We start from the raw sequence: 25,114 nt of genomic DNA on the forward strand, positions 1-25,114 counted from the left end.
CCAGGAATATTGATATGGTTTAGACGTCTAAGCGTCTTGATTGCCAAAGACTAACATCGTGTTATAGTGGCAGCAACATAAGTATTACAAGCAGGCACGACAACATGAGCAATAACGTATTGATCCCGCAGAGTAAACTTCCTGATCTCGGTACCACCATCTTTACGCAGATGAGCGCCCTGGCGCAGCAGCACAATGCCATTAACCTCTCGCAGGGGTTCCCCGATTTTGACGGTCCGAAATATTTGCAGGAACGTCTGGCGCACCACGTGGCGCAGGGTGCGAATCAGTATGCGCCGATGACCGGCGTGCAGGCGCTGCGGGAAGTCATTGCCGACAAAACGGCGGCGCTGTATGGCCATAAGCCCGATGCGAACAGCGATATCACGGTGACGGCAGGAGCGACCGAAGCGCTGTATGCTGCCATCACCGCGCTGGTGCGCGCGGGGGATGAAGTCATCTGCTTTGACCCGAGCTACGACAGCTATGCGCCTGCGGTTGAACTTTCCGGCGGCGTGGTGAAACGCGTGGCGCTGCAGCCGCCGCATTTCCGTCCTGACTGGCAGGCATTCGCGGCACTGTTGAGTGATAAAACCCGCCTGGTGATCCTGAATACGCCGCACAATCCATCCGCAACGGTGTGGCAGAAAGCCGATTTCGCGGCGCTGTGGCAGGCGATTGCAGAACGTGAGATCTACGTGCTGAGTGATGAAGTGTACGAGCACATCTGTTTTGCAGAAGAAGGACACGCCAGCGTGCTGGCCCATCCGCAGCTGCGCGAGCGCGCCGTCGCCGTCTCGTCGTTCGGCAAGACCTATCATATGACCGGCTGGAAAGTGGGCTACTGCGTGGCACCGGCCGCCATCAGCGCCGAGCTGCGTAAAGTGCACCAGTATCTGACCTTTGCGGTGAACACGCCCGCCCAGCTGGCGCTGGCGGATATGCTGCGCGCCGAGCCGGAGCACTACCGCGAGCTGCCGGACTTTTACCGCGCGCGCCGGGATCTGTTTGTGAATGCGCTCAGCGAAAGCCGTCTGGAGATTTTACCGTGCGAAGGAACGTATTTTCTGCTGGCCGACTACAGCGCAATCTCCGATCTGGATGACGTCAGTTTCTGCCAGTGGCTGACCAAAGAGGCAGGCGTGGCCGCCATACCGCTGTCGGTCTTCTGTGCCGATCCCTTCCCGCATAAACTGATCCGTCTCTGTTTTGCGAAGCAAGAATCGACACTGCTGTTGGCGGCCGAACGCCTGAATGCGCTCTGATTATTTCACCGTCCAGGCTTCTGAATAACGACGGTCTGCGAACAGTTCCAGCAGGCCGTTGATTTGCTTGAGGCGCAATACCTCATCGCTGTCCATACCGAGCTCTTTGCCAATTTTTTGCTCGTTCCAGCCAAGCTGCGCCAGTTCACGGACGATTTCTGCCATCGCGTTGATCTGGTGTCGTCCACGCGCCCGGTTGTGGCGAATGGTTGCGGCCATTCGATCGTGTTTATCCTGGCGCTCGCGGCGCAGGCAGGTGACGGGGAGATACCCTTTCAGCTGTCGCTTTAGCGCTGCCCGCGTGCTGCCGATTTCATGACGATGAAAGCCGTCCACGATTTCGTAGTGCTGAGGGGTATTTTCAGTCACAACGATAGGTTGAGTGAATCCATCCAGTTCCAGCGACTTCGTGAGTAGCCGCTTTTCCGGTGGGGCAACGTTATTGGGATTGTAATCATTGGCCGTAAGACGATCCTGTTTAACCCAGAGCACGCAGTCGACAGGCTGCTCGCGAAAAGGGCTGTGCTGATGTATGACCTGGCGAAACGCATTGATGGCGTTAATGCGATCCTCTTCAGGAAGGGACTGAAGGTACGTTTCGATCTCTGAGATTATTCTTTGTCGCATAAAATTCCCCACTCCTTGCGTTTTGCCTTCACTCTTTCGCTGTAGCGTTGATAGTGTTTGGGTTTGTTAGGGCTGAAAGAGAGCGCCCGGCACCAGTAGTCGTTATTGAGTAAAACCTTACAAATTCGGCGCCAGGAGGGGATATCTTTTGAGCCAATGTCCCCTTCCTGCGTATCGGGAATATCGTCCATGCCCCGCTTTTGATACCAGTGCAAATACACCGCGATTTTGTTGCGGTAATGCTCTGCCGTCGTTTGCGGCATGCTGTCGAGCAGCAGCATGGCATACGCGTACCAGCTCAGGTGGTCGGGTTTCAGGATCTTCCTGTGGCCGTAGAAATGGTTATCGTGCCCGGCGTAAATTCCGCCGCTGCTCGCACCGCTGACGCGTTCACACATAACGGCCCAGCGTTCAGGCTCGACAACGTGATACAACCACAAACCCTGGCGTTGTTCTGGGCCAAAGGGCTCGCAGATGCGCATATAGCGTGGCGGGACCCCAGCCTGAAACATGAGATTGTACAGCGGGTTATAGCATTCTCCCGTTTTGGCGAACCACGTCCAGATATCCGCGGTTTTCCAGTCGTAAAGCGGGTAGATGTACCACGCGTGCCCGCCCGGGGCGATGGTTGTCCAGGGTTTATCATCGGCGAAACGTTGCTTGCGGGCGTTGGCGATGGTTAAAAAGCGGTTGTAGGATTCATCGGCGCGTATGCCCACCAGCATCGCGGCAGGGCGATGCTGTGCAAACCAGTCAGAAAACGCACGGACAAAGGCTTCAAACGTCATGCCCGGCTGGTAGAAATCGAAGTAATCAGGGGCGGTTATCGCCTCTTCGGGCGGCTGGCGAACCCACGGTTTGCCCGGCTCCCAGCATTGCCATTCGGGCTGGTATTGCGACAGGGCGTTTTGCGTCGTGAGTGGCAGGGCGACCCACCAGTATTTTTCAATCACATCGCCATACTGCTGGAGCATTCTATTCACGTGATCAATGGTGTAAGTGAACTGCGCTTCCCAGTCGATAAAGAGCAGATGAATTTTCTTGCCCATTTTTCGGGCTTGTTGAGCCGTCAAATGTAGCATGATGGTCGAATCTTTCCCGCCTGAAAATGAAACACAAACCATCGGGAGATTCTCAAGCGTCCATGCGATACGGTCTACCGCGGCCTCAAGGACATTTTGGTTTAGTGGATACTTATACATTGACAAGGTAAATGCCTCCCTGCAAATAAATACTGGATGGGTGTCAATAATCAAGAGAGAGTAATATTAGGTAAAAAAAGTGGCAGGTAAATGAAAAAGAAAAATGTTTTTCTAAATTATAAATGAGGTTTATGTATTACAAGGATGTAAAGGGCTGTGATAAGCGCAGCCCTTTACCGTTAATTCTCGATGATTTGTTCAACAAACGTTGAGAACACCGCGCTGTTCAACGCCGAGCGGTTATAAAGCATGAAAATATCGAGAGGGGGAAGCGTGAACGGCGCATCTAATTTTTTGAGCCGTAGCACATCTTTATATTTATCAAATAAAGGTTCTGGTACATATCCCAGGAGATGGGATGCGCTGATCATAGTAATGATGGTGAACACGGAGTCACAGCGAAACGCGATGGTTTTATCCGCATGAACTTTCTGCACCAGGGATTGATAGTTTTTGACGCCTATATCATCGCTGAGAAAGAAGGTGAATTTCTCTTCCTGAAGCGCCTCCAGGGTGACGGCCTCTTTCATTCGCGGATGGTCCTGGCTGCACACCAGTATCATGGGGTAACTTGCGTAGGATACGCAGACGATTGAGCGGTTATTGACGGGCGCCATGGAAAAAATGAGGTCCGCTTTACGGTACGCCAACAGGTCTTCTGCGGAATCAGCTGCCAGCAGCATATCGTGAAGCTCTATTTCATAATTGTGATTTCTCATCAAGAACTTAAGCGGGTTGAGCAAATTTTCAGTCGTCAGGATCTGGGGGCAGTAAACAATAAAATTCTTTTTCAGCACGGAGCCATGCATGATGTTTATCGTCTGCTCAAGCTGATTAAGATTTTGCTCAAGATGATGGTGGAGATTGATGCCCACCGTGGTTGGCGTGATCCCCTTACCGGAACGAATGAACAGCGGATCGTTGAGTTGGTTACGCAGGCGCTGGAGTGACTGACTGACCGCCGAGGGGGTAATGTAGAGTGTTTCTGCTGCCTTGCTGATGCTCAAGTGTTGAAAGATACATTCAAAAATGACCAGCAGGTTAAGGTCGAATTTTTTTAGATCGTAGAGGTTTGCCATGTTTCATCCTGATTACGTTGTGTTTGCGTTATCACATAACTGATAACTATAGGAGTAAGTTAACCATTTATCATCCATGAGAATAACTTACTTAATTAACGATTTATTTTCGCTTAATATATCACGAAGGTAGATTAATGAAATAGATCTTCAATGAGTATTAAGATACTTTTATCTTTAAAAGTGCGATTCCTTTCGTTGAAATAGTTTTCATTTATATATAGAAAACAATCATCATTCTTATCTATTTCTCCCTGCTTGGGTACCAAAGGAAATAAACGACAGCATTTATTCGTTAAAACCTATCACAGCCATAGATAGGATTGCCGCTCAGGTGCATTGCTCTTACGCTGGACGGGTGTTGTAATCATTCGGCTGTTATTGCCTTGATATAAGGTTGTAGAGCGCAACGCAACGCAACGCCAGCTTCGGCTGGCACTGAATGTACCTGCGGGGAGTTCAGGTATCAGGGCCGCCCGTTGAGGCGGCCTTTATACTTTCTGGGGTACCGCAGCAGGTTCACCTTGCTGTCTTGTTGACGTTGTAAGGTTTGGCTGATTGATTTGATAAAGCATACGCATTAGCCCCGATGAGCAAAGTTGGTTACCTTACATCTCAACGAAAACACGGAGGAAGTACAGATGTCTTTGATTAACACTAAAATTAAACCTTTCAAAAACCAGGCGTTCAAAAACGGTGAGTTCATTGAAGTAACCGAGAAAGATACCGAAGGTCGCTGGAGCGTCTTCTTCTTCTATCCGGCTGACTTCACCTTCGTTTGCCCGACCGAACTGGGCGACGTGGCTGACCATTACGACGAACTGCAGAAGCTGGGCGTAGACGTTTACTCTGTGTCTACCGATACCCACTTCACCCACAAAGCGTGGCACAGCAGCTCTGAAACCATCGCGAAAATCAAATATGCGATGATCGGCGACCCGACTGGCGCCCTGACCCGTAACTTCGACAACATGCGTGAAGATGAAGGCCTGGCCGACCGTGCAACCTTCGTGGTTGACCCGCAGGGCATTATCCAGGCTATCGAAGTTACCGCTGAAGGTATCGGCCGTGATGCTTCTGACCTGCTGCGTAAAGTGAAAGCGGCTCAGTACGTGGCTTCTCACCCAGGTGAAGTGTGCCCGGCTAAATGGAAAGAAGGCGAAGCGACCCTGGCTCCATCCCTGGACCTGGTCGGTAAAATCTAAGTTTTCACCATCCGGCAATCAATGGGCGCCCCCGCGCCCATTTCATTCCAGCACCATGATGCAAGTTGCATTCAGGCCGCCCGCAAAGGCAGCTTGCATGATGACGTCTTAAGAGAGGGAAGAACTATGCTCGACACCAATATGAAAACCCAGCTCAAGGCCTACCTTGAGAAACTGACTAAACCCGTTGAGCTGATTGCCACGCTGGACGACAGCGCGAAATCGGCAGAAATCAAAGAGCTGCTGGCAGAGATCGCTGAACTGTCGCCGAAAGTGACCTTCAAAGAAGACAATTCGCTTGCGGTTCGTAAACCCTCTTTCCTGATTACTAACCCGGGCTCGGACAAGGGACCGCGTTTTGCCGGCTCTCCGCTGGGGCATGAATTTACCTCACTGGTGCTGGCGCTGCTGTGGACCGGCGGTCATCCGTCAAAAGAAGCGCAGGCGCTGCTGGAGCAGATCCGCGATATCGACGGTGATTTTGAGTTTGAAACCTATTATTCGCTCTCCTGCCACAACTGCCCGGACGTGGTGCAGGCGCTGAACCTGATGTCGGTTCTGAACCCGCGCATCAAGCATACGGCGATTGACGGCGGTACGTTCCAGAATGAGATCACCGATCGCAACGTGATGGGTGTTCCGGCGGTGTATCTGAACGGTCAGGAGTTCGGCCAGGGCCGCATGACGCTGACGGAAATCGTTGCCAAAGTGGATACCGGCGCGGAAAAACGCGCGGCGGAAGAACTGAACAAACGCGATGCGTACGATGTGCTGATTGTCGGTTCCGGCCCTGCGGGCGCGGCGGCAGCGGTTTACTCTGCACGTAAAGGTATTCGTACCGGTCTTATGGGCGAACGCTTTGGCGGACAGGTGCTGGATACCGTGGACATTGAAAACTACATTTCCGTACCAAAAACCGAAGGTCAGAAGCTGGCCGGTGCGCTGAAGGCTCATGTCAGCGATTACGAGGTAGATGTAATCGACAGCCAGAGCGCCAGCAAGCTGATTCCGGCGGCGGTGGAAGGGGGCTTACACCAGATTGAAACCGCCTCTGGCGCGGTGCTGAAAGCTCGCAGCGTGATCGTTGCCACCGGGGCAAAATGGCGCAACATGAATGTGCCGGGCGAAGATCAATACCGTACCAAAGGCGTGACCTATTGCCCGCACTGTGACGGCCCGCTGTTTAAAGGCAAACGGGTGGCGGTGATCGGCGGCGGTAACTCCGGCGTGGAAGCGGCTATCGACCTGGCGGGGATTGTTGAACACGTGACGCTGCTGGAGTTCGCGCCAGAAATGAAGGCCGACCAGGTGCTGCAGGATAAAGTTCGCAGCCTGAAAAACGTCGACATCGTGCTGAACGCGCAGACCACGGAAGTGAAGGGCGACGGCAGCAAAGTGACCGGTCTGGAGTACCGTGACCGCGTAAGCGGCGACGTTCATAGCGTTCAGCTTTCGGGGATCTTCGTACAAATTGGCCTGCTGCCGAACACCACCTGGCTGGAAGGCGCGATTGAGCGCAACCGCATGGGCGAGATTATCATCGATGCGAAATGTGAAACCAGCGTGAAGGGCGTGTTTGCCGCGGGCGACTGCACCACCGTGCCGTACAAGCAGATCATCATCGCGACTGGCGAAGGTGCAAAAGCGTCCCTGAGCGCGTTTGACTACCTGATCCGCACCAAAACCGCATAATAAAAGAAAGTAAGACATACCTGCAGTAGCCACCTCTTTATGAGGTGGCTTTTTTTTAGATTTTTTTACCCTCAATTATCCTCGTTATTAACCCCTTCATGCGTTAATTACCTGCTTCGATCAAAGAAAATAATAAGCCTGCTGATAATATCTTGTCGTTTTTTATAGCGGTAAATATTTATATTTAATATGAATGACAAAGATACATCCACTTCTTCAATATATGAGACGTTAACCCCCTTTGAAATAAAGGGATTGATGTTTCGTGATTTCTTTAACGCGGCGGACATGACATCGCGATGCGCTTCGTTACATCCTTTATTCCCGGAAAGTGAAACCTGGCAGCAGGATGAGGCGTTAAAGGTTGAGTATGATTTCAACGCCCTGTTTGTCGGCCCTGCAACGCTATTGGCGCCGCCTTATGCCTCGGTGTATCTGGACGAAGAGCCTCTGCTGATGGGCGCTACAACGCTGAGCGTACGCGAATTCCTGCGCAGCATCGGGCTTTTTGTAACCGGGGAAAATAGCGTTCCCGACGATCACGTCAGCTATGAAATGGAGCTGGTGGTGATGCTCTCCGCACATGCCAGACATTCGCCGCAATATCATGACGCACTCGCCCGCTTTGTGCAGGGGCATCTTGAATTATGGCTCCCCGCATTTATCGCAAAAATAAAGGATTGCGCGAAAACAACCGCAATTAAATGTCTCGCGTTGCAGATGACTAATTGGTTTGATGAATTAAAGACGAGAGTAATATTATGAGTATTGATAAAGGGCAGCTAAACCGGCGCTCCTTTTTAAAAGGACTGATTGCGCTGGGTACCGTTGCCGCATTACCCGGCGGACTATTATCATCCCGATGTGCCATGGCACAGCCCCCCATTCCGTTTAACCCAAAAACCTACAAAATTTTCCGTAACGCTTGCCCGCGTAACTGCTACGACACCTGCAGCTTAAAAACCTGGGTCAAAGATGACGTCATCACCTTCGTTGATGGGGCAAGCGAGTCCACGTTTACACACGGTGCCCCGTGTGTGAAAGGGCTGACCTACCCGCGCCGGGTCTACTCCCCGGACCGTATTAAATACCCGATGATCCAGGATGGGCGCGGCAGCGGTAAATGGCGTCGCATCTCCTGGGATGAGGCCATGCAGCGCATTGCCAGCAAAATGCTGGAGATTAAAAAGAAAGACGGGTCTATGCTCGGCCTGGCGCTGTCGAAATACTCCGGCAACCTGGGCGTGATGAGTTATGCCGTGGAGGGGATGATGTCTTCTCTCGGTTACACCACGCGGTTCGCCGGTACGCCATGCTGGCCAGCAGGGATCGATGCCCAGCACTATGACATGGGCGACATGTGGTGTAACGACCCGGAAGATCTGGTGAAAGCCAAATACATCATTATCTGGGGCGCAAACCCGGCCTGGTGCTCCATGCATACCATGAAGTACATCTATCAGGCGCGTGAGAAAGGGGCGAAAGTGGTGGTCATTGATCCGCTGTTCTCGCAAACCGCCGCGAAAGCCGATTTGTATCTGCGCGTGCGCCCGGGATCGGACGGCGCATTGGCGCTGGGAATGGCGCGGCACCTGCTGGATACTGGCCGCGTCGACCAGGAGTTTGTGAACAACTTCGCGCACGGCTTCCCGGAATTTGAACAGTATCTGCGCAGCAATATCACCGTGGAGTGGGCATCTGAAATCTGTGGCCTGTCGGCAGAGGTGATTCGCCAGCTGGCGGAAGAGTTCACCGCGGTAAAACCTGCCACCGTCTGGATCGGCTATGGGATGCAGCGCCACGTCAACGGTGGGGCGAACGTGCGCGCCATTGACGCTTTTGTTGCCATGACAGGCAACATCGGTGTGGAAGGCGGCGGTGCCCGCTACGGCCATCTGCAGACCTGGGGCTACAACTATCATGCGATGACGCAGAAGCCACCGGTCGGATCTGTTGGCATGGTGGGGAAAAGCGGCCCGGTAGGGGAGTTCGTCAGCGACAGCGGCGAAAAGAGCCACTATTCCGACCGCGCGCTGAACCTGAACCAGACCGCGCAGAGCATTCTTGATGCCAACGATCCGCCCATTCGTATGCTGTGGGTGGCGTGCAAGAACCCGTTCGCGCAGGACTTTGACCGCAACAAAATGGAAAAAGCCTTCAGCAAGCTGGAGATGGTGGTCTGCGTCGATCAGTTCTTCAACGAGACGGTGCAGCATGCCGATATTGTGCTGCCGGTGACCACCACCTTTGAGCACTGGAACCTGTCGTCGTCTTACTGGCATTACTGGCTTTCGGTGAATGAACCAGCCATTAAACCGATGTACGAGTGCAAGAGCGATTTGGATATTGCCGTGCTGCTCTCGCGTACCATCAACAAAATGGAGCCGGGCTCCTGTACCTTCCCGCAGGACATTGACCAGAAAAAATGGCTCGACCTTGAGTTCAATGAGGGCATGGCGAAGCAGTTCGGTATCCGCTCCTGGGACGATCTGCTGGATGGGCCGGTGAAAGCCAAAATGGTCAGCTCGGCGGCCTGGCACGACCGCAAGTTTAAAACGCCATCGGGCAAGTATGAGTTCCTCTCCGAGCTGTGTGAAAAGAACGGCCATAAAGCGCTGCCGGAGTATCTGCCTGCCGCGGAGGGCAAGCTGCCGTTCCATCTGTTTACTCCGCATTTGCAGTACGGCCTTCACTCTCAGTTCGTCAACCTCGACTGGATGCAGGTCTTCTGGCCGGAGCCGTTTGTCTATATCCACCCAGCCGCCGCGCACAAGAAGGGTATTCGCGAGCTGGCGAAAGTCCGCGTGTTTAACGACGTTGGCGAAGTGGAGCTGCGGGCGAAGATCACCACCAACGTGCCGGAAGATTTCCTGGTGATGTATGAGTCCTGGTTTAACAAGCTTAAGTACAACGTGCAGAACGTCGTGAAAGATACGCCAGCCGATATGGGCAAGATGGCAACCGGCGCGCCTGGCGCGGCGATCCACAGCCAGTTTGTCGACATTGCCCTTATCGCGAATGAAGGAGCAGACGCATGAGACGCGCATTTTTAGTGAACAGTGATAAATGTATTGGCTGCCGCGGATGCGCCATGGCCTGCAAGAGCTTTAACCAGCTTGAGCCGGATCGCTTCTGGCGCTATGTCTATCCGCTGGATAAAGAAATTTATCCGCATGAGGAGCGTGCGTTTTTCTCGCTGGCCTGTAACCACTGTGAAAACCCGGCCTGTCTGGCGGCGTGCCCGGTGGAAGCCTACACCAAACGTGATGACGGCGTGGTGGTCCATAACCCTGAACGCTGTATCGGCTGTAAAAACTGCATCCGTAACTGCCCGTACGGCGCGCCGCGCTTCAATGAAGAGACGCAAAAGGCGGAGAAGTGCAGCATGTGCTATGAACGTCTGGATATCGGTATGGCCCCGGCCTGCGTGAACGCGTGTCCGGTCGGTGCCCTGTCGATTATCGATCTGGATGCCGATCCGCTGCCGAACAATGCCGTGCAGTATCCGCCGGGCTTCGCGAAGATGCCTCAGCTTAATCCGGGTACGCGCTTCATTCTGGCCCGTCAGCCAAAACAGCCGGGGGATAAATAATGGAAAAGTACGAACTGCCGTTGGTGATTTTTACCGTGCTGAGCCAGATGTCCGTCGGGATGACGCTGCTCCTGACCTGGCGCACGCTCCGTGGTGAAGTGCATGGCACCCGCCTTCACTGGCTGATTACCGGGCTGATTCTGGGCGTAGCCTCCATTGCCGCGGTGCTGCATCTGGCGCACCCGGAACACGCATACAACGCGTTGATTAACCTGAAACATGCCTGGCTGAGCCGCGAAATTCTGGGCGCGACCCTGTACGGCGCCATGATTGGGCTGGCCTTCCTGAGTAAGGGAAACAAAGGCGCAGCGCTGCTGGCGTCCCTGTTCGGGATCCTGCTGGTGGTGGTGCAGGGAATGACCTACGCGGCACCGGCGATGCAGGCCATTGCCAACGGCATCACCATGATGCTGTTCTTTGCGACGGTCTGGGTGATGGGCTGTGCCGCAACGCCGCTGCTCGGGCTGAAAGGATCAAACGCCGCGCTGCGCCAGGGGATTATCGCACTGATGGCGCTGCTGATTGCCGCGCCGGTGATGTGGCTCAGCGGCGGTACCATCATGAAAATGACCGCTCACGCCTGGTTAAGCTCGCCGCTCTATCTGGGCAGCCTGCTGTGCTGCGTTGTGGGTGGCGCGTTATCGCTGAAGCGCCAGCCGATGCAGAAAGCGGTGTTTGCGCTCCTGCTGGTGGGCGTGGTGCTCAGCCGCCTGACCTTCTTCGGCGATACCGTCAGCACCATCGTCAATATTGGTCACCTGTACTGATAAACAAAACCCCGCGAAAGCGGGGTTTTTTGTTGGTATTTACCGGACCACCATCACCGGAATATGGGTGTGGCGGATCACGCTGGAGGCGTTCGACCCCAGCAGGTGAGTGGTAATGGAAGGATTACGTGAACCGATCACCACCACGTCAGCATTCAGCTCCGCGGCCAGTTCATTGACGGCATCGCGCACGCTACCGAACCGGACGTGGGTTTTGATGCGGGAAGGGTCGATGCTGAAATGCCCGACCATGGTCTGCAGCCGCGTTTCGGCTTCGTGCTGTAAGTGCTCCTCAAAGCGACGCACGTCGGCGGCAAAGCGGTGCAGGCTCAGGCTGGCAGAGCCCGGTAAAACGTGTAAAAGATGAATAATTCCGTCCTGCTGCGCGAGGAATTCCGCGTGGCGAACAGCTTTGTCGCTCAGTTCCATTTCGAAAACATCAACCGGCATAATGATTGTCTTATACATAACCGTTTCTCCTTGTTTATAAACGCTAGATACATTCAACCACAAAACATGAATGGTTTCTGTAAGCGCTTCGGCACTTTTCCTCTCTCGCCAGGATAAATCTCAAAAGGCGCGTATTTCCCGGCAGACTTTCAGGGATAGCTACCCTTTATAAACTTACCTGAAACCTTTCGGAGGTCGCATGAAAGCACTCACGTACCACGGTCCGCACCATGTTCGCGTTGAGAATGTCCCCGATCCCATCATTGAACAGCCCGACGATATCATCCTGCGCGTCACGGCCACGGCGATTTGCGGCTCCGACCTGCATCTCTATCGTGGAAAGATCCCAAAGGTGCAGCACGGCGACATTTTTGGACATGAATTTATGGGCGAGATCGTCGAGTGCGGTCGAGAGGTGAAGGACCTGCAAAAAGGCGATCGCGTGGTGATCCCCTTTGTCATCGCCTGCGGTGACTGCTTCTTTTGCCGTCTGCAGCAGTACGCTGCCTGTGAGAAGTCCAATGCCGGGCAGGGCGCTGCGTTGAACAAAAAGCAAATTCCCGCGCCGGCAGCGCTGTTTGGCTATAGCCATCTCTACGGCGGCGTGCCGGGAGGACAGGCGGAATATGTACGCGTGCCGAAAGGCAACGTCGGACCGTTTAAGGTGCCGCAGATGCTCTCCGATGATAAGGCCCTGTTTCTGTCTGATATTTTACCCACCGCCTGGCAGGCGGCAAAAAATGCGCAGATTGAAAAAGGCTCCAGCGTCGCCGTTTTCGGTGCCGGTCCGGTGGGGTTGTTGACGATTGCCTGCGCACGGCTGTTAGGGGCTGAGCAGATTTTTGTTATCGACCATCACCCCTATCGGCTGCGGTTTGCCGAGGCGCGCTACGGTGCTATCCCCATCAATTTTGATGATGATAACGACGCGGCGGAAAAGATAATCGAGCAAACCGCCGGGCAGCGGGGAGTCGATGCCGTCATTGATGCCGTCGGGTTCGAAGCCAAGGGCAGCACCACAGAGACGATCCTCAGCAACCTTAAAATTGAGGGCAGCAGCGGCAAAGCGCTGCGTCAGTGTATCGCTGCCGTCCGGCGCGGCGGGGTGGTCAGCGTACCCGGTGTGTATGCCGGGTTTATTCATGGCTTCCTGTTTGGGGATGCCTTCGATAAAGGGCTGACGTTTAAGATGGGCCAGACGCACGTCCACGCCTGGCTGGGCGAACTGTTACCGCTGATCGAAAAAGGGCTGCTGACGCCGGAAGAGATTGTGACGCATTATCTCCCCCTGACGGATGCGGAACGTGCCTATAAGATTTTCGAAAAACGGGAGGAGGAGTGCCGGAAGGTGATTCTGGTGCCCGGCGCGGAAACGCCTGAGGCCGCTGAGCAAAAAGTGAAGGGCCTGGTAAATGCGTTCCCGGGCGGCGTGGTGTGAGATCACTCGCCGGTGGCGCTCAAGGTACTGTCCTGCGATGTAACGCAATCGGGTGAAGATGTTCGGAAAGAGGATGCAGGCGCATCCTCTGTGCAACGCGGGTCGCGTTTGTTCAGAATGACATTAACGCAGGTAATCGCCCGCGGCTTCTGGCTGGTAGAGCAGCTCCAGCACTTCCAGATGGGTGGAGGCACCGCCCGGCAAGTCCCAGTGGATGGTATCTCCTGTGCGCAGCCCCAGCAGTGCGGCCCCCACCGGCGCAAGAACCGAAAGTTGCGCACTGCTGTCGGTCATCTGAGCCGGGTAAACCAGCGTGCGTGTCAGCTCTTCACCGGTGGTCAGGTTGCGGAATTTCACCTGGCTGTTCATGGTGACCACGTTATGCGGCATCGTCTCAGGCGTGCACATCTGCGCCCGGTCGAGTTCCTCATTCAGGGCATCGGCCACCGGAAGTGAGGCGAATTCTGCTTTTTCCAGCAGCCTGTCGATACGTTCTGCGTCGAGCTCGTTGATGATGATTGTAGGTCTGGACATTTTTTACTCCATGTCGTTAATGCTGCGTCTAACGCAGAAACCATTCCAAAAGAAAACCCTCGCCGTCTGGCAGCGAGGGTTTAACTCTCCCGATGATACTGGCTGAACGCGCAAGTTTGAAGTGATGAAGGTCACATTCATGTGCCATATGAATTTTCACTGAAATTTATTCAATCTTCATTCCTGGCGGATTGCGTTACGCTGTATGTTCTGAACCCGGGCGTTGCGCGAAACATCATTCGCAGCAGCCCTTACCAACGAGAGAGCGCTATGTACTTCTACCAACCGTCTCAGGGGCATGGCCTGCCGCATGACCCGCTGAACGCCATTGTCGGCCCCCGTCCGATTGGCTGGATCTCCTCTTGCGACCAGGCCGGTCAGCTCAACCTTGCGCCGTATAGCTTCTTCAACTGCTTTAACTATCGCCCGCCGATCATTGGCTTTTCCAGCAACGGCTGGAAGGACAGCGTGCGTAATATTGTTGAAACAAAGGAGTTTGTCTGGAATCTGGCAACGCGCGATCTTGCGGAAGCGATGAATCAGACCTCTGCCACGCTGCCTCACGACCAGGACGAATTTACCTTTTCCGGATTAACGCCTGCGGCAAGCAAGCTGGTGAGCGCCCCTCGCGTGGCGGAAAGCCCGGTCAACTTTGAGTGCCGCCTGTCTCAGTGTATTCAGCTTACCGGCGCCGACGGTACGCCGGTGGATACCTGGCTGGTGCTGGGAGAAGTGGTCGGGATCCATATTGCCGAAACGCTGCTGGAAGAGGGGATATACCAGACGGCGAAAGCGCAGCCCATCCTGCGTGCGGGTGGGCCGACGGCTTACTATGGCATCAGTGACGAACACCGGTTTGACATGGTGCGACCGGTGGTGGGCGATCAGTAACCGGCCTTATCAATGACAAATTGTTTTCCGCAGTTGCCTGGATGCGGCTGCGGAGCAAAGGATGTCGCAGAAAGCGGGGCGTTAATGGTGTCTGCTTTGAGTGAAATTTGCATTTCGGTCAGATACGCCGGATTACCGTTGCAGGTCAGCTTGAAGGCTTTGATATTTTCCTTGCCCCAGCTTTTGGTAACGGCGTTGTCAAAATCACTCCGGCTGACGGTTTTACCGTAATTTTCCGCAAGGAAATGACCGACGGCGCTGTTTTTCATTTCCTGATTCATTCTCACCATGGTGCCGAAATAGGCATCGGGATCAAAACCAAAGCAGACGCCATGTTTGGCATATTCGTAACGTTCCAGACAGGAGTTTCCACCCGCGCCCGGCATGACCTCGTTCAGCTTAGCCGCGCCGGAAAGCGACAGCCCGGTTTCGGCTGCTGCGCATTTGCGGCTGGCCTTCACTTCCGGCATGTTCGGGATAGGGCGCGTGGCGCAGCCAAACCGCATCCATCGACGTTCATCCACGCCGCGTGCGGCAATGGATTTCGGCAGGCCGGGCCATAGCCCGTGAACGGTCAGAAAATCGGTTTTATTGTCGCGCTCTTTTTGCAGACGACATTCATCCGGTTCATTGCGGTTACGCTCGACCATGCTTTGACAAAATCCCGTTTGCCAGGATAAAGCCAGCACATAGCGATCGAAATCGCCGTACTGCGTGGCCTTGAGGGGTTCGGCCTGTGCTGAGAAGAGACTGAGTGCAAGCGCTACTGCGCCAGACGGGATAACGATATCCTTCCTGAACATGTGATTTCCTGATTGGTTGTGCGCAATTCATTTTTGTGGGTTATTAAAGCACAAAAAGCGCCCGCAGGCGCTTTTAGGTAATCAGGAATTTCACTTAGGCGGCGCCGGGAACCAGCACTTCGGTAGCAATAATGACGATGATCAGCCCAACCAGCACCGGCACTGACGTGCGTTTCACCACTTCAAACGGCGAGATTTTGGCCATCCCGGCAACCGCCACCACCACACCTGAGACAGGCGAGATGGTACGACCCAGGTTTGAGGCCTGGAGCATGGGAATGGAAAGATAAGCCGGGTTGATACCGGACGAGTGAGCCAGCTTAGGGATCATCTCAACGAAGGCGTAAAATGGCGCATTCCCGGAACCGGTGGTCATTGCCGCCAGCATGGTCAGTACCACCAGGACCAGCATCAGGATAATACTGGCCGAGCCAAACGAGGTGGCGATGGAGATCAGGCTCTGGATAAAGCCGATCGTGCTCAGACCCTGGGCAAAGACACCTGCTGCAACCAACAGCATCACCACGCCAGCAAACGCATCTGCCATACCGCGATACGCGACCTCAAGGCCGGAGAAGACTTTTTGGGTGTTGAAACCGCGCACGAACTCCAGCACAGCGGCTAACAGCATACAGATAACCAGAATAGTAATAATGTGCAGCTGCGGGCCCCATTTCCCGTCAAAAATGAGCACGCCGATAATCGGCGTGAACGGCAAAATGGCATAGAACGCCGGCGCGGTGGTGGTGATTTCGCTTACATCCATCATTTCATGGCTGATGTTCTCTTTCTTATCGAGATAGCGCTGCCAGAAGAAATGCGCGATACCCATTCCCACAATGGCGACAATCGAGATCGGCAGCGTGGTTTTAAAGGCGAAGTCGATAAGCGACATTTCGGCTGCTTTCGCCGCCAGCACAACGTCACCTGACGTCGGGGAGAGAATAATGGCCGCCGGGGAGGCGCAAATTGCCGCCGCTGCCCCACGGCTGATGCCCACGTTCACCATCACCGGGAACAGCGTGGCCATTAACAGTACGCCAAGCCCGGTTGCCGATGAAACGGCCAGCGACATCAGGCAGGCGAGGAAATAGGCGGCAACCATCAACAGATACGGCGAGTTAATGTACTGCAGGGGTTTCGAGGCAAGCTTCACAACCATGTCGTTCGCGCCGATATGGGTCATATAGGCTGCAAAACCGCACAGCATCATGATCATCATACCCAGATCGCCACCGCGGCTCATGAGCAGGATTTTAATATATTCAACAATATCCGTAGCGGTGTAGCCCGTGCTGGCTGCGCTGGCAGGTAAAACCTGATGACCCATTACTGCACTGATTATCAGCAGCGTTAGACCACCGACAAATAAAACGCCCGTGGCTGAGTATCCTTTAATGATGTAGCGAGCTACACCCACAATGACGACGACCCCAATTAGGAGTTCGATAAACGTAAGCATGATTTCCCCTGTGTCTTTCTGCCCTGAGATATAAAAATTAATATAAAAAAAGAAGGATGAAAATGTGCCGAATTAATGGCCCGCCCTTGCTGATTAAAATCAATAAACAGACGACTAACGAACAGCATAACAGCGTTTTTGCCATGGCTAAGGCATTTATGTCATAAGGATCTTGACCGGCAAAGACAGCGTAACATGTCTATGTAATGATAACAAAATGTTAAACTTTTGTGTGGTCTGGCCTGTTAGTACTGGAGACCGTTAACAGACATTAGGCGTACATGATGTGGGTTTATTCGGGATAAGCAGAACGCCGCTTTAAGAATATTCCCGAAAAGCGGCCTGATATTTAAGAGTAGGGGTGATGCCGTTAAGGCTTGGTTCAATTATTCTATGTTAAACTTTGCCTCGAATATCAAGAATGGTAATTGCATTGTGATTGTACGTAATACTTTTTTCTCTATTTTATTGTTTATTATTGGCCAGTTAACGTTTTCTTCTGTTGCACAGGCAGAGAACAACGCGACGGATAAAGGTTGGTTCTCTACTTTTACGGATAATGTTTCGCAGACCTGGTCAGCGCCTGAACATTATGATCTCTATGTCCCGGCAATAACGTGGCATGCGCGCTTTGCTTACGACAAAGAGAAAACGGATAAATACAACGAGCGTCCCTGGGGAGCGGGTTTTGGTCAGTCGCGCTGGGATGATAAAGGAAACTGGCATGGCATCTATCTGATGGCCTTCAAAGACTCCTTTAACAAGTGGGAACCGATTGGCGGGTACGGCTGGGAAAAGACCTGGCGCCCGCTGGCGGATGAGAACTTCCACGTTGGTCTGGGCTATACCGCCGGGGTGACCGCGCGCGACAACTGGAAGTACATTCCGATCCCCGTATTGCTGCCTCTGGCCTCTGTTGGATACGGCCCTGCAACGTTCCAGATGACCTACATTCCGGGAACGTATAACAACGGTAACGTTTACTTCGCCTGGATGCGTTTTCAGTTTTAACTGACAAAACATTACCTGGTGGTGAAAAAACGTGCAGCCGTTGATTCGTAAGCGATAAAAATCTGTCAGTGAAAATTAACGCGACTTTAGTCACTTTTTGTCAAAGATCCGCTGGACAAAAGGTCCCACAATTGTTGTACTGGTAACCGACACAGCATTTGTGTCGTTTTTTAATGTAAAGGTAATTTTGATGTCTAAGATTAAAGGTAACGTTAAGTGGTTTAATGAGTCCAAAGGATTCGGTTTCATTACTCCTGAAGATGGCAGCAAAGACGTGTTCGTACACTTCTCTGCAATCCAGTCTAATGGTTTCAAAACTCTGGCTGAAGGTCAGCGTGTAGAGTTCGAAATCACTAACGGTGCCAAAGGCCCTTCTGCTGCTAACGTAATCGCTCTGTAATTCAGACGCGTCAGCAAGAATTTCAAAACCCGCTCATTGAGCGGGTTTTTTTCGTTATGAATCAGCCAAGCAGGTAAATTTTCAGGAAGCTGGCCACGATCAGTACGCTCAACAACACCATGCCTGCGCTCATCAGACTCTGTTTCATTTGTCACCCTCGTTCAGTATTGCCTTCAGAGTGACAGAGAAAAATTAAGCCAACATTAACGCTCCGGCAGTTAATGCGTGCTTACAGAGGAAAAAAGCCAAAATGCGATCCCCGTCATCGCGAAAGATCCGATCATGTTGATCGCGATATTCACCAGCGCCCAGCCGATACGTCCTTCCTGAAAGAGAAAAACCGTTTCCGCGGAAAAGGTTGAAAAGGTGGTCAAACCGCCGCAGAAGCCGGTGGTAATCAAGACTTTCCACATGGGATCGATGTGCGTCATCCGGTTAAACCAGGCCAGCCCCATACCAATAATAAAAGCACCAATCAGGTTGGCGGCCAGCGTTCCTAATGGAATCGCCTGGTGCAGGGGATTAAACCGCATACTCAGTAACCACCTCGCAACGCTCCCCGTGCCTCCACCAATAAAAACAGCTAAAAGGAGTTGTAACACGCTAAATACCTGCTATTTGATGTGTAAGAGTAGCGAGTTTAACGCTGTTTATAATGAGGGGACAAATATGTATGTTGCGGTAGGGCAGTTTGCGGTCACGCCTGACTGGCGGGTTAACGCAGTGCAGTGCGTTAACCTGATGATACAGGCCCGACAGAAAGGCGCGTCGCTGCTGGTGCTTCCTGAGGCGTTGCTGGCAAGGGATGATAACGACCCGGATTTGTCCGTGAAGTCTGCACAGGCCCTTGACGGCGAATTTTTACAACAGCTGCTCGCCCAGAGCGTAGGCAGTACGATGACCACCGTCTTAACCGTGCACGTTCCCTCAACGCCGGGTCGCGCAATGAATACGCTGGTGGCTATCCGTGACGGTGCCATTGTTGCGCGCTACGCCAAGCTTCATCTCTATGATGCGTTCAGCATCCAGGAGTCGCGACGCGTTGATCCGGGAGATGTCGTCCCACCGCTCATTGATATCGACGGGTTTAAGGTGGGGTTGATGACCTGCTATGACCTGCGTTTCCCGGAGCTGGCGGTGCATCTGGCGCTGCAGGGGGCGGAGGTGCTGGTATTGCCTGCCGCATGGGTTAAGGGGCCGCTAAAAGAGCAACACTGGGCTACGCTGCTTGCTGCACGCGCGCTGGACACGACCTGTTATGTTGTTGCCGCCGGGGAGTGCGGCAATAAAAACATCGGGCAGAGCAGGGTGGTTGATCCCCTGGGAGTGACGATTGCCGCCGCAGCGGAAGCGCCGGTTCTGCTGATGGCGGAGATAATTTTAGAAAGAGTTGCGCTTGCGCGTCAGCAATTACCTGTTCTTCGCAACCGTCGCTTTGCGCCACCGCAATTATTGTGATGTTTTTTTCAACAATGCTTGATTCACCTTGTTACAGATTGCTATTGTGTGCACGCGCCAAATGACCGTTAATACGATCGGGTTTTGGCGCTGAATGCAGCCTGTTTTAAGTAAAGAAGGTATCTATGGGTGAGATTAGTATTACCAAACTGCTGGTGGTTGCCGCACTGGTCGTCCTGCTGTTTGGTACCAAGAAGTTACGCACGCTGGGTGGTGACCTGGGGGCTGCCATCAAAGGCTTCAAGAAAGCGATGAACGACGATGACGCAGCCGCGAAGAAAAGCGCTGACGACATCCCGGCAGAGAAGCTTTCCCACAAAGAGTAACGGCAATGCCTGAGGGCTTGCGAAAAAAAACCGGCTCATGAGGCCGGTTTTTTTGCATTACTGTAAATGAATATTACGGTGTTATTTGACTTCTTCGCCTTTCGCCTGCATATCCGCATGGTAAGAAGAACGAACAAACGGACCACAAGCCGCGTGGGTAAAGCCCATCGCCAGCGCTTCGGCTTTCATCTCGTCAAATTCATCCGGGCTCACGTAGCGCTGTACCGGCAGGTGGTGACGGCTTGGCTGCAGATACTGGCCGAGCGTCAACATGGTCACACCGTGGCGGCGCAGATCGCGCATGACGTCGATGATTTCGTCATTGGTTTCACCCAGACCAACCATCAGACCTGACTTGGTCGGGATATGCGGATGTGCTTCTTTAAAGCGCTCCAGCAGCTTCAGAGACCAGTTATAGTCGGCTCCCGGACGCACCTGACGGTAAAGACGCGGAACGTTCTCCAGGTTGTGGTTAAACACATCTGGCGGCGTCGCGGTCAGGATATCCAGCGCGCGGTCCATACGGCCGCGGAAGTCAGGAACCAGCGTTTCGATTTTGATGTTCGGGCTTTTTTCGCGAATGGCAGTAATGCAGTCAGCGAAGTGCTGAGCCCCGCCATCACGCAGATCGTCGCGGTCAACGGAGGTGATAACCACATAACGCAGCGCCATGTCGGCGATGGTTTGCGCCAGTTTTTGCGGCTCGTTGGCATCGGGGGCCACCGGGCGGCCATGCGCCACGTCGCAGAATGGGCAGCGGCGGGTACAGATGGCACCCAGAATCATAAACGTCGCGGTGCCGTGATTGAAACATTCAGCAAGGTTCGGGCAAGAGGCTTCTTCACAAACAGAGTGAAGGCCATTCTTACGCATCGCCGCTTTGATCCCCTGGATACGCGAAGAGTCTGCCGGAAGTTTGATTTTCATCCATTCCGGTTTTCTTAACAGCGCCTCGCGCTCTGTAGCCACGTTTTTAACCGGGATAAGGGCCATTTTATCGGCATCGCGGTATTTAACACCGCGTTCCATCACAATGGGTTTACTCATAGCGTGCGTGTTCCAGTTGCGAATATCGAAGGAAAGCGTTTCAATTCAAGGGAATGTTGTATTTATCAACTATTTTTGAACGAACGACAGGCAGTATATCATTTATAGGGGCGTTAAAGCAGCCTGCCAGGTCGCCAATTTGTAAAATAGTTGTTGTTTTGTGCCTTTTGCCCTGCGAGCGGCAGGGACGTGCACGGGTACGCTCTGTCAGAAGGCCTGACGGATAATGCGGATGACGTTTTCCAGTACCGGATCGCGCAAGCTGAGCTTGTTGTAATGCAGTGAAATCTCGATAGATTCTGCATTGAGCTGGCTTAGCGGAATACTCTCCAGCGGCCAGCATTTCCGCAGCAGGTTATACAGGCGTGAAGGCATGATGCACAGCATATCGCTGCTGCCAATCAGGGATGCGGTGGTGAACATATTGTAACTGCTGAAACTGATCTGACGTTCCGGGAAAATTTCGTCAATACGCTGACGCAGAGCGTGATTAGATTGCCCTTCGGTCATGAAAGACGAGTGGTCGTAGTTGCGCAGGTTTTCAATGGATAACGGCTCGCTGAGGACGGGGTGCTGCTTGCGGCAAACCAGCACCAGGTTATCGGCGTAAAGCACATTTTGCCCCAGCGCTCGGGCGCTAAAGCTGCCGCTTTCGATGACCAGGTCCGTCTGGAACTGAGCAAGCTGAACGTCAGGTTCGTTAAGAGGCACATTGCGAAGCAGAAGCTGAGGCGCATGCTCTTTCACTGCCTGAAAGATCGCGGGCATCACCAGCACGCCGACAGAAGGGGAGCAGCCGATGGTGATGGTTCTCTGTTTGTCATAGCTTCCGGTTAAATCCAGCGCACCCAGAATCGACTCCAGCCCCTGGCTGATGTATTCGTGGAGATGTGTCGCATAGGCCGTTGGCGTGACGCCCTGGCCCTTACGGATAAATAAGGGGTCGGGAAATATAGCCCGTAGCTTTTGAATTGACTGACTTATTGCCGATGGCGTGAGATTAAGAATTTTCGCAGCATTAACGATACCCTTATGGACATATACTGCCTCAAAAATAGTCAGTAAATTGAGATCAATATTACGTAAAGTCCGAAAAATTTGCGGCTTATCTTCGCCACCAGGGTCATTCAGGCGTTTGGCTGGTAAATTATTATACTCCACGCTTTCACTCCGTATACATTCACAACATGAATGATAGTTCAATTTATTTATTATGCTTGTAGAGATTCGTAAAGTGTTGCTTTTGTTCCACTTGTTTATCAAAAACAAACAGTTGTGTGATTATCACTCAAGTTACTTAGCCTGTGTATGCCGTGCTGTCCGGAGGCTAAATAATATGTAAGGGCAATATTCGGGCGCTTCGAAAATATAGAATCTGCGGATTATTGTAAAGCGTAAAAGCGGTAAATAAACAGTGGCCCGTCAAATTATCGAGCCATTCTGGATGATATATTAAGCAGGGATATATTCGTGCGGGGGATTGTTAAGTAGTGCTAACACATTCTTCAGAAGCACGGGACGTATATTTTCTGGCGTAGCGGTATCGACCCACTGGCGCATTTGCGTCATTTCCATGCCGGCGTAGCCGCAGGGGTTTATGCGCTGGAAAGGCGTAAGATCCATATTAATATTCAATGCCAGACCGTGGAAGGAACAACCTTTACGAATACGTAGCCCCAGAGAGCAGATCTTCATTTCGCCAACGTAGACGCCCGGCGCATCGGCACGCGGATGCGCGTCAATCCCATACTCCGCCAGCGTGTTGACGACGGTCTGTTCCAGTAACGTCACCAGTTCACGTACGCCAAGCTTTCTGCGCTTCAGATTAAGCAGGACGTACATGACCTGCTGACCCGGACCGTGGTAAGTCACCTGTCCGCCACGATCGCTCTGGATCACCGGGATATCGCCCGTCATTAATAAGTGTTCCGCTTTTCCCGCCTGGCCCTGCGTAAATACCGGCAGATGTTCGACCAGCCAAATCTCATCAGGGGTTGTGTCATCGCGTGAATCGGTGAACTCGTGCATAGCCTGAGAGACAGGCTCATAAGGTTGCAGCCCGAGATGACGGACCAGAATTTTATCCTGATACAAAACGCGTCTCCGAAGACGAGAAACAAAAGATGAGGGGGAGTATATCACAGCGGGGAAGAGGGGTTACCCGGTAAACCGGGTAACCGCAAAGGGACTACAGCACCATACGAACGATTTCGATATTGCCGAGCTCTTCGTACAGCGTCTCAACCTGCTCGATATGTGTGGCAGTGATGGTAATAGAAACCGAGTGGTAGTTGCCCTTGCTGCTTGGTTTTACTGACGGAGAGTAGTCACCCGGCGCATGGCGCTGTACCACTTCAACCACCTGATCAACCAGCTCAGGTTTCGCCAGACCCATTACTTTGTAGGTAAACGGGGTAGGGAATTCAAGCAGTTCGTTAAGTTTGGTTTTCATGTCAGCTCCGGCGTAACGTCAAAATGAATAACTCCCACGTCAGGTGGGAGTTATCAGGATACTTAGTATATGGGGATCAAAATCACACTTTCAAGTGTTCGATTTTTAGCCAAACCAGTGATGGAACATCAGTTTAATGTAATCAATGATTTTGCCGAAGAAATTGCCTTCAGGAATTTCTTCCAATACCACGAGTGGACGCTGGTCGATCGTTTTACCGTCCAGCTGGAAGTTGATGGTACCCACCACCTGGTTTTTATGCAGCGGGGCATGCAGTTCGGTGGTGTTGAGCACATAGCTTGCTTTCAGATCCTTCATACGACCGCGTGGAATGGTCAGGTAGAGGTCTTTATCCACGCCCAGAGAAGCACGATCGTTATCGCCGAACCAGACGGGTTCAGAAGCAAATTCTTTGCCTGCTTTCAGCGGGTTCACGGTTTCGAAGAAACGGAAGCCCCAGGTCAGCAGCTTCTTACTCTCGGTTTCGCGACCTTTAAAGGTGCGACCACCCATCACGGCAGAGATCAGGCGCATCTGGCCTTCAGTGGCAGAGGCCACCAGGTTGTAACCGGCTTTGTCGGTGTGGCCGGTTTTGATGCCGTCAACGTTCAGGCTGTTATCCCACAGCAGGCCGTTACGGTTGGTCTGACGAATGCCGTTGAAGGTGAACTCTTTCTCTTTGTAGATAGAGTACTCGTTAGGTACGTCGCGGATCAGCGCCTGACCAATCAGCGCCATATCACGTGCGGAGCTGTACTGACCGTCTGCATCGAGACCGTGTACGGTCTGGAAATGGCTGTTCTTCAGACCCAGGGCATTTACGTAGCTGTTCATCAGGCCCACGAACGCATCCTGACTACCGGCGGCGAAATCGGCCATGGCCACGCAGGCATCGTTACCGGACTGCAGGTTAATGCCACGAATTAACTGAGAAACCGGAACCTGCATTCCCGGTTTCAGGAACATCAGCGAGGAACCTTTGAAAACAGGGTTCCCGGTAGCCCACGCATCGTTGCCGATGGTGACCAGATCCGTCTCTTTGAACTTACCGGCTTTCATTGCCTGGCCGATGACGTAGCTGGTCATCATTTTGGTCAGGCTGGCCGGGTCACGGCGGGCATCGGCATTCTGTTCTGCCAGCACTTTGCCAGAGTTGTAATCGATCAGGATGTAGGATTCCGCGTCGATTTGCGGAACGCCAGGGATCATGGTCTTGATATTCAGGTCATCAGCATGAGCTGCAGAGAGTGCAGCCGCGCAAAGGGCCGTGGTCAGCGCCATGCGCTGCACAAAACGAGCAGAAAAAGTGGTCTTCATGGTCAGAACTACGACATCCGTGATGGAATTAAAAAAAGTGCCTTACTATAGCAAATGCTATTCAGGCAGGCATCCGACTTTAAGCATGAGTTTGTG

At 52.9% G+C, this 25,114-nt stretch carries 26 protein-coding genes; 13 read left to right on the forward strand and 13 right to left on the reverse strand.

All coding sequences use genetic code 11. The features are described from left to right. Nucleotides 1-104 precede the first annotated feature (104 nt). A complete protein-coding gene (locus IB212_RS06165) occupies nt 105-1,265 on the forward strand; it encodes a pyridoxal phosphate-dependent aminotransferase (protein ID WP_188245973.1) in 1,161 nt (386 codons plus the stop codon). On the opposite strand, the gene IB212_RS06170 is transcribed toward IB212_RS06165, so the two are convergent. From IB212_RS06170 to citR, 3 genes are all read right to left on the reverse strand, one after another. Then, nucleotides 1,266-1,892 (reverse strand): ParB/RepB/Spo0J family partition protein, encoded by a 627-nt coding sequence (locus IB212_RS06170; RefSeq protein WP_041910931.1) that lies wholly within the window; start codon nt 1,890-1,892, stop codon nt 1,266-1,268. It abuts the gene before it with no gap. Next, nucleotides 1,877-3,100 (reverse strand): phosphoadenosine phosphosulfate reductase, encoded by a 1,224-nt coding sequence (locus IB212_RS06175; RefSeq protein ID WP_188245974.1) that lies wholly within the window; start codon nt 3,098-3,100, stop codon nt 1,877-1,879. Before IB212_RS06175 ends, IB212_RS06170 begins: the two co-directional genes overlap by 16 nt. 173 nt (nt 3,101-3,273) lie before the next feature. Further along, complete coding sequence (citR, locus tag IB212_RS06180) at nt 3,274-4,173, reverse strand: DNA-binding transcriptional repressor CitR (protein WP_047363743.1); 900 nt, start codon at nt 4,171-4,173, stop codon at nt 3,274-3,276. A 641-nt stretch (nt 4,174-4,814) separates the two neighbouring features. Here citR and ahpC point away from each other — a divergent pair. From ahpC to IB212_RS06210, 6 genes are all read left to right on the forward strand, one after another. After that, entirely contained in the window at nt 4,815-5,378 is a 564-nt protein-coding gene (gene ahpC, locus IB212_RS06185) for an alkyl hydroperoxide reductase subunit C (RefSeq protein ID WP_008501015.1), read from the forward strand. Between the two features lie 126 nt (nt 5,379-5,504). Beyond that, on the forward strand, nt 5,505-7,070 hold the full coding sequence (ahpF, locus tag IB212_RS06190) for an alkyl hydroperoxide reductase subunit F (protein WP_028012318.1): 1,566 nt from the start codon (nt 5,505-5,507) through the stop codon (nt 7,068-7,070). A gap of 258 nt (nt 7,071-7,328) precedes the next feature. After that, complete coding sequence (locus IB212_RS06195; RefSeq protein WP_188245975.1) at nt 7,329-7,835, forward strand: molecular chaperone; 507 nt, start codon at nt 7,329-7,331, stop codon at nt 7,833-7,835. Next, nucleotides 7,832-10,108 carry a molybdopterin-dependent oxidoreductase gene (locus IB212_RS06200; RefSeq protein ID WP_048956869.1) on the forward strand — a complete coding sequence of 759 codons (2,277 nt, stop codon included), beginning with the start codon at nt 7,832-7,834 and terminating at the stop codon, nt 10,106-10,108. Before IB212_RS06195 ends, IB212_RS06200 begins: the two co-directional genes overlap by 4 nt. Continuing rightward, a complete protein-coding gene (locus IB212_RS06205) occupies nt 10,105-10,662 on the forward strand; it encodes a 4Fe-4S dicluster domain-containing protein (RefSeq protein ID WP_041910927.1) in 558 nt (185 codons plus the stop codon). Before IB212_RS06200 ends, IB212_RS06205 begins: the two co-directional genes overlap by 4 nt. Beyond that, nucleotides 10,662-11,429 carry a DmsC/YnfH family molybdoenzyme membrane anchor subunit gene (locus IB212_RS06210; protein ID WP_041910926.1) on the forward strand — a complete coding sequence of 256 codons (768 nt, stop codon included), beginning with the start codon at nt 10,662-10,664 and terminating at the stop codon, nt 11,427-11,429. The genes IB212_RS06205 and IB212_RS06210 overlap by 1 nt, the downstream gene beginning before the upstream one ends. 39 nt (nt 11,430-11,468) lie before the next feature. Here IB212_RS06210 and uspG read toward each other — a convergent pair whose 3' ends face one another. Beyond that, nucleotides 11,469-11,897, reverse strand: coding sequence for a universal stress protein UspG (gene uspG, locus IB212_RS06215; RefSeq protein ID WP_028012323.1), 429 nt, complete (start codon nt 11,895-11,897; stop codon nt 11,469-11,471). Nucleotides 11,898-12,078: 181 nt separating this feature from the next. On the opposite strand from uspG, the gene IB212_RS06220 reads away from it, so the two are divergent. Next, a complete protein-coding gene (locus IB212_RS06220; protein ID WP_041910925.1) occupies nt 12,079-13,317 on the forward strand; it encodes a zinc-dependent alcohol dehydrogenase in 1,239 nt (412 codons plus the stop codon). Between the two features lie 123 nt (nt 13,318-13,440). Here IB212_RS06220 and rnk read toward each other — a convergent pair whose 3' ends face one another. Beyond that, entirely contained in the window at nt 13,441-13,851 is a 411-nt protein-coding gene (rnk, locus tag IB212_RS06225; RefSeq protein WP_028012325.1) for a nucleoside diphosphate kinase regulator, read from the reverse strand. Between the two features lie 270 nt (nt 13,852-14,121). Here rnk and IB212_RS06230 point away from each other — a divergent pair, with 270 nt between their 5' ends. Further along, on the forward strand, nt 14,122-14,742 hold the full coding sequence (locus IB212_RS06230; RefSeq protein ID WP_041910924.1) for a flavin reductase family protein: 621 nt from the start codon (nt 14,122-14,124) through the stop codon (nt 14,740-14,742). Here the strand turns inward: IB212_RS06230 and rna are convergent. Together rna and dcuC are read right to left on the reverse strand one after the other, a co-directional pair. Then, complete coding sequence (gene rna / locus IB212_RS06235) at nt 14,736-15,545, reverse strand: ribonuclease I (protein ID WP_041910923.1); 810 nt, start codon at nt 15,543-15,545, stop codon at nt 14,736-14,738. The genes IB212_RS06230 and rna overlap by 7 nt on opposite strands. A 94-nt stretch (nt 15,546-15,639) precedes the next feature. After that, complete coding sequence (dcuC, locus tag IB212_RS06240) at nt 15,640-17,007, reverse strand: anaerobic C4-dicarboxylate transporter DcuC (RefSeq protein WP_028012328.1); 1,368 nt, start codon at nt 17,005-17,007, stop codon at nt 15,640-15,642. 393 nt (nt 17,008-17,400) lie between these two features. Here dcuC and pagP point away from each other — a divergent pair, with 393 nt between their 5' ends. Together pagP and cspE are read left to right on the forward strand one after the other, a co-directional pair. Continuing rightward, on the forward strand, nt 17,401-18,018 hold the full coding sequence (gene pagP / locus IB212_RS06245; RefSeq protein WP_080339189.1) for a lipid IV(A) palmitoyltransferase PagP: 618 nt from the start codon (nt 17,401-17,403) through the stop codon (nt 18,016-18,018). Between the two features lie 190 nt (nt 18,019-18,208). After that, on the forward strand, nt 18,209-18,418 hold the full coding sequence (gene cspE / locus IB212_RS06250; RefSeq protein ID WP_002439184.1) for a transcription antiterminator/RNA stability regulator CspE: 210 nt from the start codon (nt 18,209-18,211) through the stop codon (nt 18,416-18,418). A gap of 218 nt (nt 18,419-18,636) precedes the next feature. Here cspE and crcB read toward each other — a convergent pair whose 3' ends face one another. After that, a complete protein-coding gene (gene crcB, locus IB212_RS06255) occupies nt 18,637-19,020 on the reverse strand; it encodes a fluoride efflux transporter CrcB (protein WP_041910922.1) in 384 nt (127 codons plus the stop codon). Between the two features lie 67 nt (nt 19,021-19,087). Here crcB and IB212_RS06260 point away from each other — a divergent pair, with 67 nt between their 5' ends. Further along, nucleotides 19,088-19,876: a deaminated glutathione amidase gene (locus IB212_RS06260; protein ID WP_041910921.1), complete on the forward strand. Its 789-nt coding sequence runs from the start codon at nt 19,088-19,090 to the stop codon at nt 19,874-19,876. Nucleotides 19,877-20,001: 125 nt separating this feature from the next. Further along, nucleotides 20,002-20,202, forward strand: coding sequence for a twin-arginine translocase subunit TatE (tatE, locus tag IB212_RS06265; RefSeq protein WP_028012332.1), 201 nt, complete (start codon nt 20,002-20,004; stop codon nt 20,200-20,202). An 81-nt stretch (nt 20,203-20,283) separates the two neighbouring features. On the opposite strand, the gene lipA is transcribed toward tatE, so the two are convergent. The 5 genes from lipA to dacA form a co-directional block, all read right to left on the reverse strand. After that, nucleotides 20,284-21,249: a lipoyl synthase gene (gene lipA / locus IB212_RS06270; RefSeq protein WP_028012333.1), complete on the reverse strand. Its 966-nt coding sequence runs from the start codon at nt 21,247-21,249 to the stop codon at nt 20,284-20,286. A gap of 207 nt (nt 21,250-21,456) precedes the next feature. Further along, nucleotides 21,457-22,410, reverse strand: coding sequence for a YbeF family transcriptional regulator (locus IB212_RS06275; protein WP_041910920.1), 954 nt, complete (start codon nt 22,408-22,410; stop codon nt 21,457-21,459). Nucleotides 22,411-22,701: 291 nt separating this feature from the next. Next, on the reverse strand, nt 22,702-23,343 hold the full coding sequence (lipB, locus tag IB212_RS06280; protein WP_028012335.1) for a lipoyl(octanoyl) transferase LipB: 642 nt from the start codon (nt 23,341-23,343) through the stop codon (nt 22,702-22,704). A gap of 94 nt (nt 23,344-23,437) precedes the next feature. Beyond that, complete coding sequence (ybeD, locus tag IB212_RS06285) at nt 23,438-23,701, reverse strand: DUF493 family protein YbeD (protein WP_003858718.1); 264 nt, start codon at nt 23,699-23,701, stop codon at nt 23,438-23,440. Between the two features lie 105 nt (nt 23,702-23,806). Next, on the reverse strand, nt 23,807-25,018 hold the full coding sequence (gene dacA, locus IB212_RS06290; protein WP_028012336.1) for a D-alanyl-D-alanine carboxypeptidase DacA: 1,212 nt from the start codon (nt 25,016-25,018) through the stop codon (nt 23,807-23,809). Nucleotides 25,019-25,114: the final 96 nt, after the last annotated feature.

Source organism: Enterobacter sp. E12 (assembly GCF_014596715.2).
Taxonomy (GTDB): Bacteria; Pseudomonadota; Gammaproteobacteria; order Enterobacterales; family Enterobacteriaceae; genus Enterobacter; species Enterobacter bugandensis.

Excerpts from the sequence above, each read along its gene's own strand:
- IB212_RS06165 (WP_188245973.1), top strand. The coding sequence starts at position 105 with ATGAGCAATAACGTATTGATCCCGCAGAGTAAACTTCCTGATCTCGGT.
- IB212_RS06170 (WP_041910931.1), bottom strand. The coding sequence starts at position 1,892 with ATGCGACAAAGAATAATCTCAGAGATCGAAACGTACCTTCAGTCCCTT.
- citR (WP_047363743.1), bottom strand. The coding sequence starts at position 4,173 with ATGGCAAACCTCTACGATCTAAAAAAATTCGACCTTAACCTGCTGGTC.
- ahpC (WP_008501015.1), top strand. The coding sequence starts at position 4,815 with ATGTCTTTGATTAACACTAAAATTAAACCTTTCAAAAACCAGGCGTTC.
- ahpF (WP_028012318.1), top strand. The coding sequence starts at position 5,505 with ATGCTCGACACCAATATGAAAACCCAGCTCAAGGCCTACCTTGAGAAA.
- IB212_RS06195 (WP_188245975.1), top strand. The coding sequence starts at position 7,329 with ATGTTTCGTGATTTCTTTAACGCGGCGGACATGACATCGCGATGCGCT.
- IB212_RS06200 (WP_048956869.1), top strand. The coding sequence starts at position 7,832 with ATGAGTATTGATAAAGGGCAGCTAAACCGGCGCTCCTTTTTAAAAGGA.
- IB212_RS06205 (WP_041910927.1), top strand. The coding sequence starts at position 10,105 with ATGAGACGCGCATTTTTAGTGAACAGTGATAAATGTATTGGCTGCCGC.
- IB212_RS06210 (WP_041910926.1), top strand. The coding sequence starts at position 10,662 with ATGGAAAAGTACGAACTGCCGTTGGTGATTTTTACCGTGCTGAGCCAG.
- uspG (WP_028012323.1), bottom strand. The coding sequence starts at position 11,897 with ATGTATAAGACAATCATTATGCCGGTTGATGTTTTCGAAATGGAACTG.
- IB212_RS06220 (WP_041910925.1), top strand. The coding sequence starts at position 12,079 with ATGAAAGCACTCACGTACCACGGTCCGCACCATGTTCGCGTTGAGAAT.
- rnk (WP_028012325.1), bottom strand. The coding sequence starts at position 13,851 with ATGTCCAGACCTACAATCATCATCAACGAGCTCGACGCAGAACGTATC.
- IB212_RS06230 (WP_041910924.1), top strand. The coding sequence starts at position 14,122 with ATGTACTTCTACCAACCGTCTCAGGGGCATGGCCTGCCGCATGACCCG.
- rna (WP_041910923.1), bottom strand. The coding sequence starts at position 15,545 with ATGTTCAGGAAGGATATCGTTATCCCGTCTGGCGCAGTAGCGCTTGCA.
- dcuC (WP_028012328.1), bottom strand. The coding sequence starts at position 17,007 with ATGCTTACGTTTATCGAACTCCTAATTGGGGTCGTCGTCATTGTGGGT.
- pagP (WP_080339189.1), top strand. The coding sequence starts at position 17,401 with ATGTTAAACTTTGCCTCGAATATCAAGAATGGTAATTGCATTGTGATT.
- cspE (WP_002439184.1), top strand. The coding sequence starts at position 18,209 with ATGTCTAAGATTAAAGGTAACGTTAAGTGGTTTAATGAGTCCAAAGGA.
- IB212_RS06260 (WP_041910921.1), top strand. The coding sequence starts at position 19,088 with ATGTATGTTGCGGTAGGGCAGTTTGCGGTCACGCCTGACTGGCGGGTT.
- tatE (WP_028012332.1), top strand. The coding sequence starts at position 20,002 with ATGGGTGAGATTAGTATTACCAAACTGCTGGTGGTTGCCGCACTGGTC.
- lipA (WP_028012333.1), bottom strand. The coding sequence starts at position 21,249 with ATGAGTAAACCCATTGTGATGGAACGCGGTGTTAAATACCGCGATGCC.
- ybeD (WP_003858718.1), bottom strand. The coding sequence starts at position 23,701 with ATGAAAACCAAACTTAACGAACTGCTTGAATTCCCTACCCCGTTTACC.
- dacA (WP_028012336.1), bottom strand. The coding sequence starts at position 25,018 with ATGAAGACCACTTTTTCTGCTCGTTTTGTGCAGCGCATGGCGCTGACC.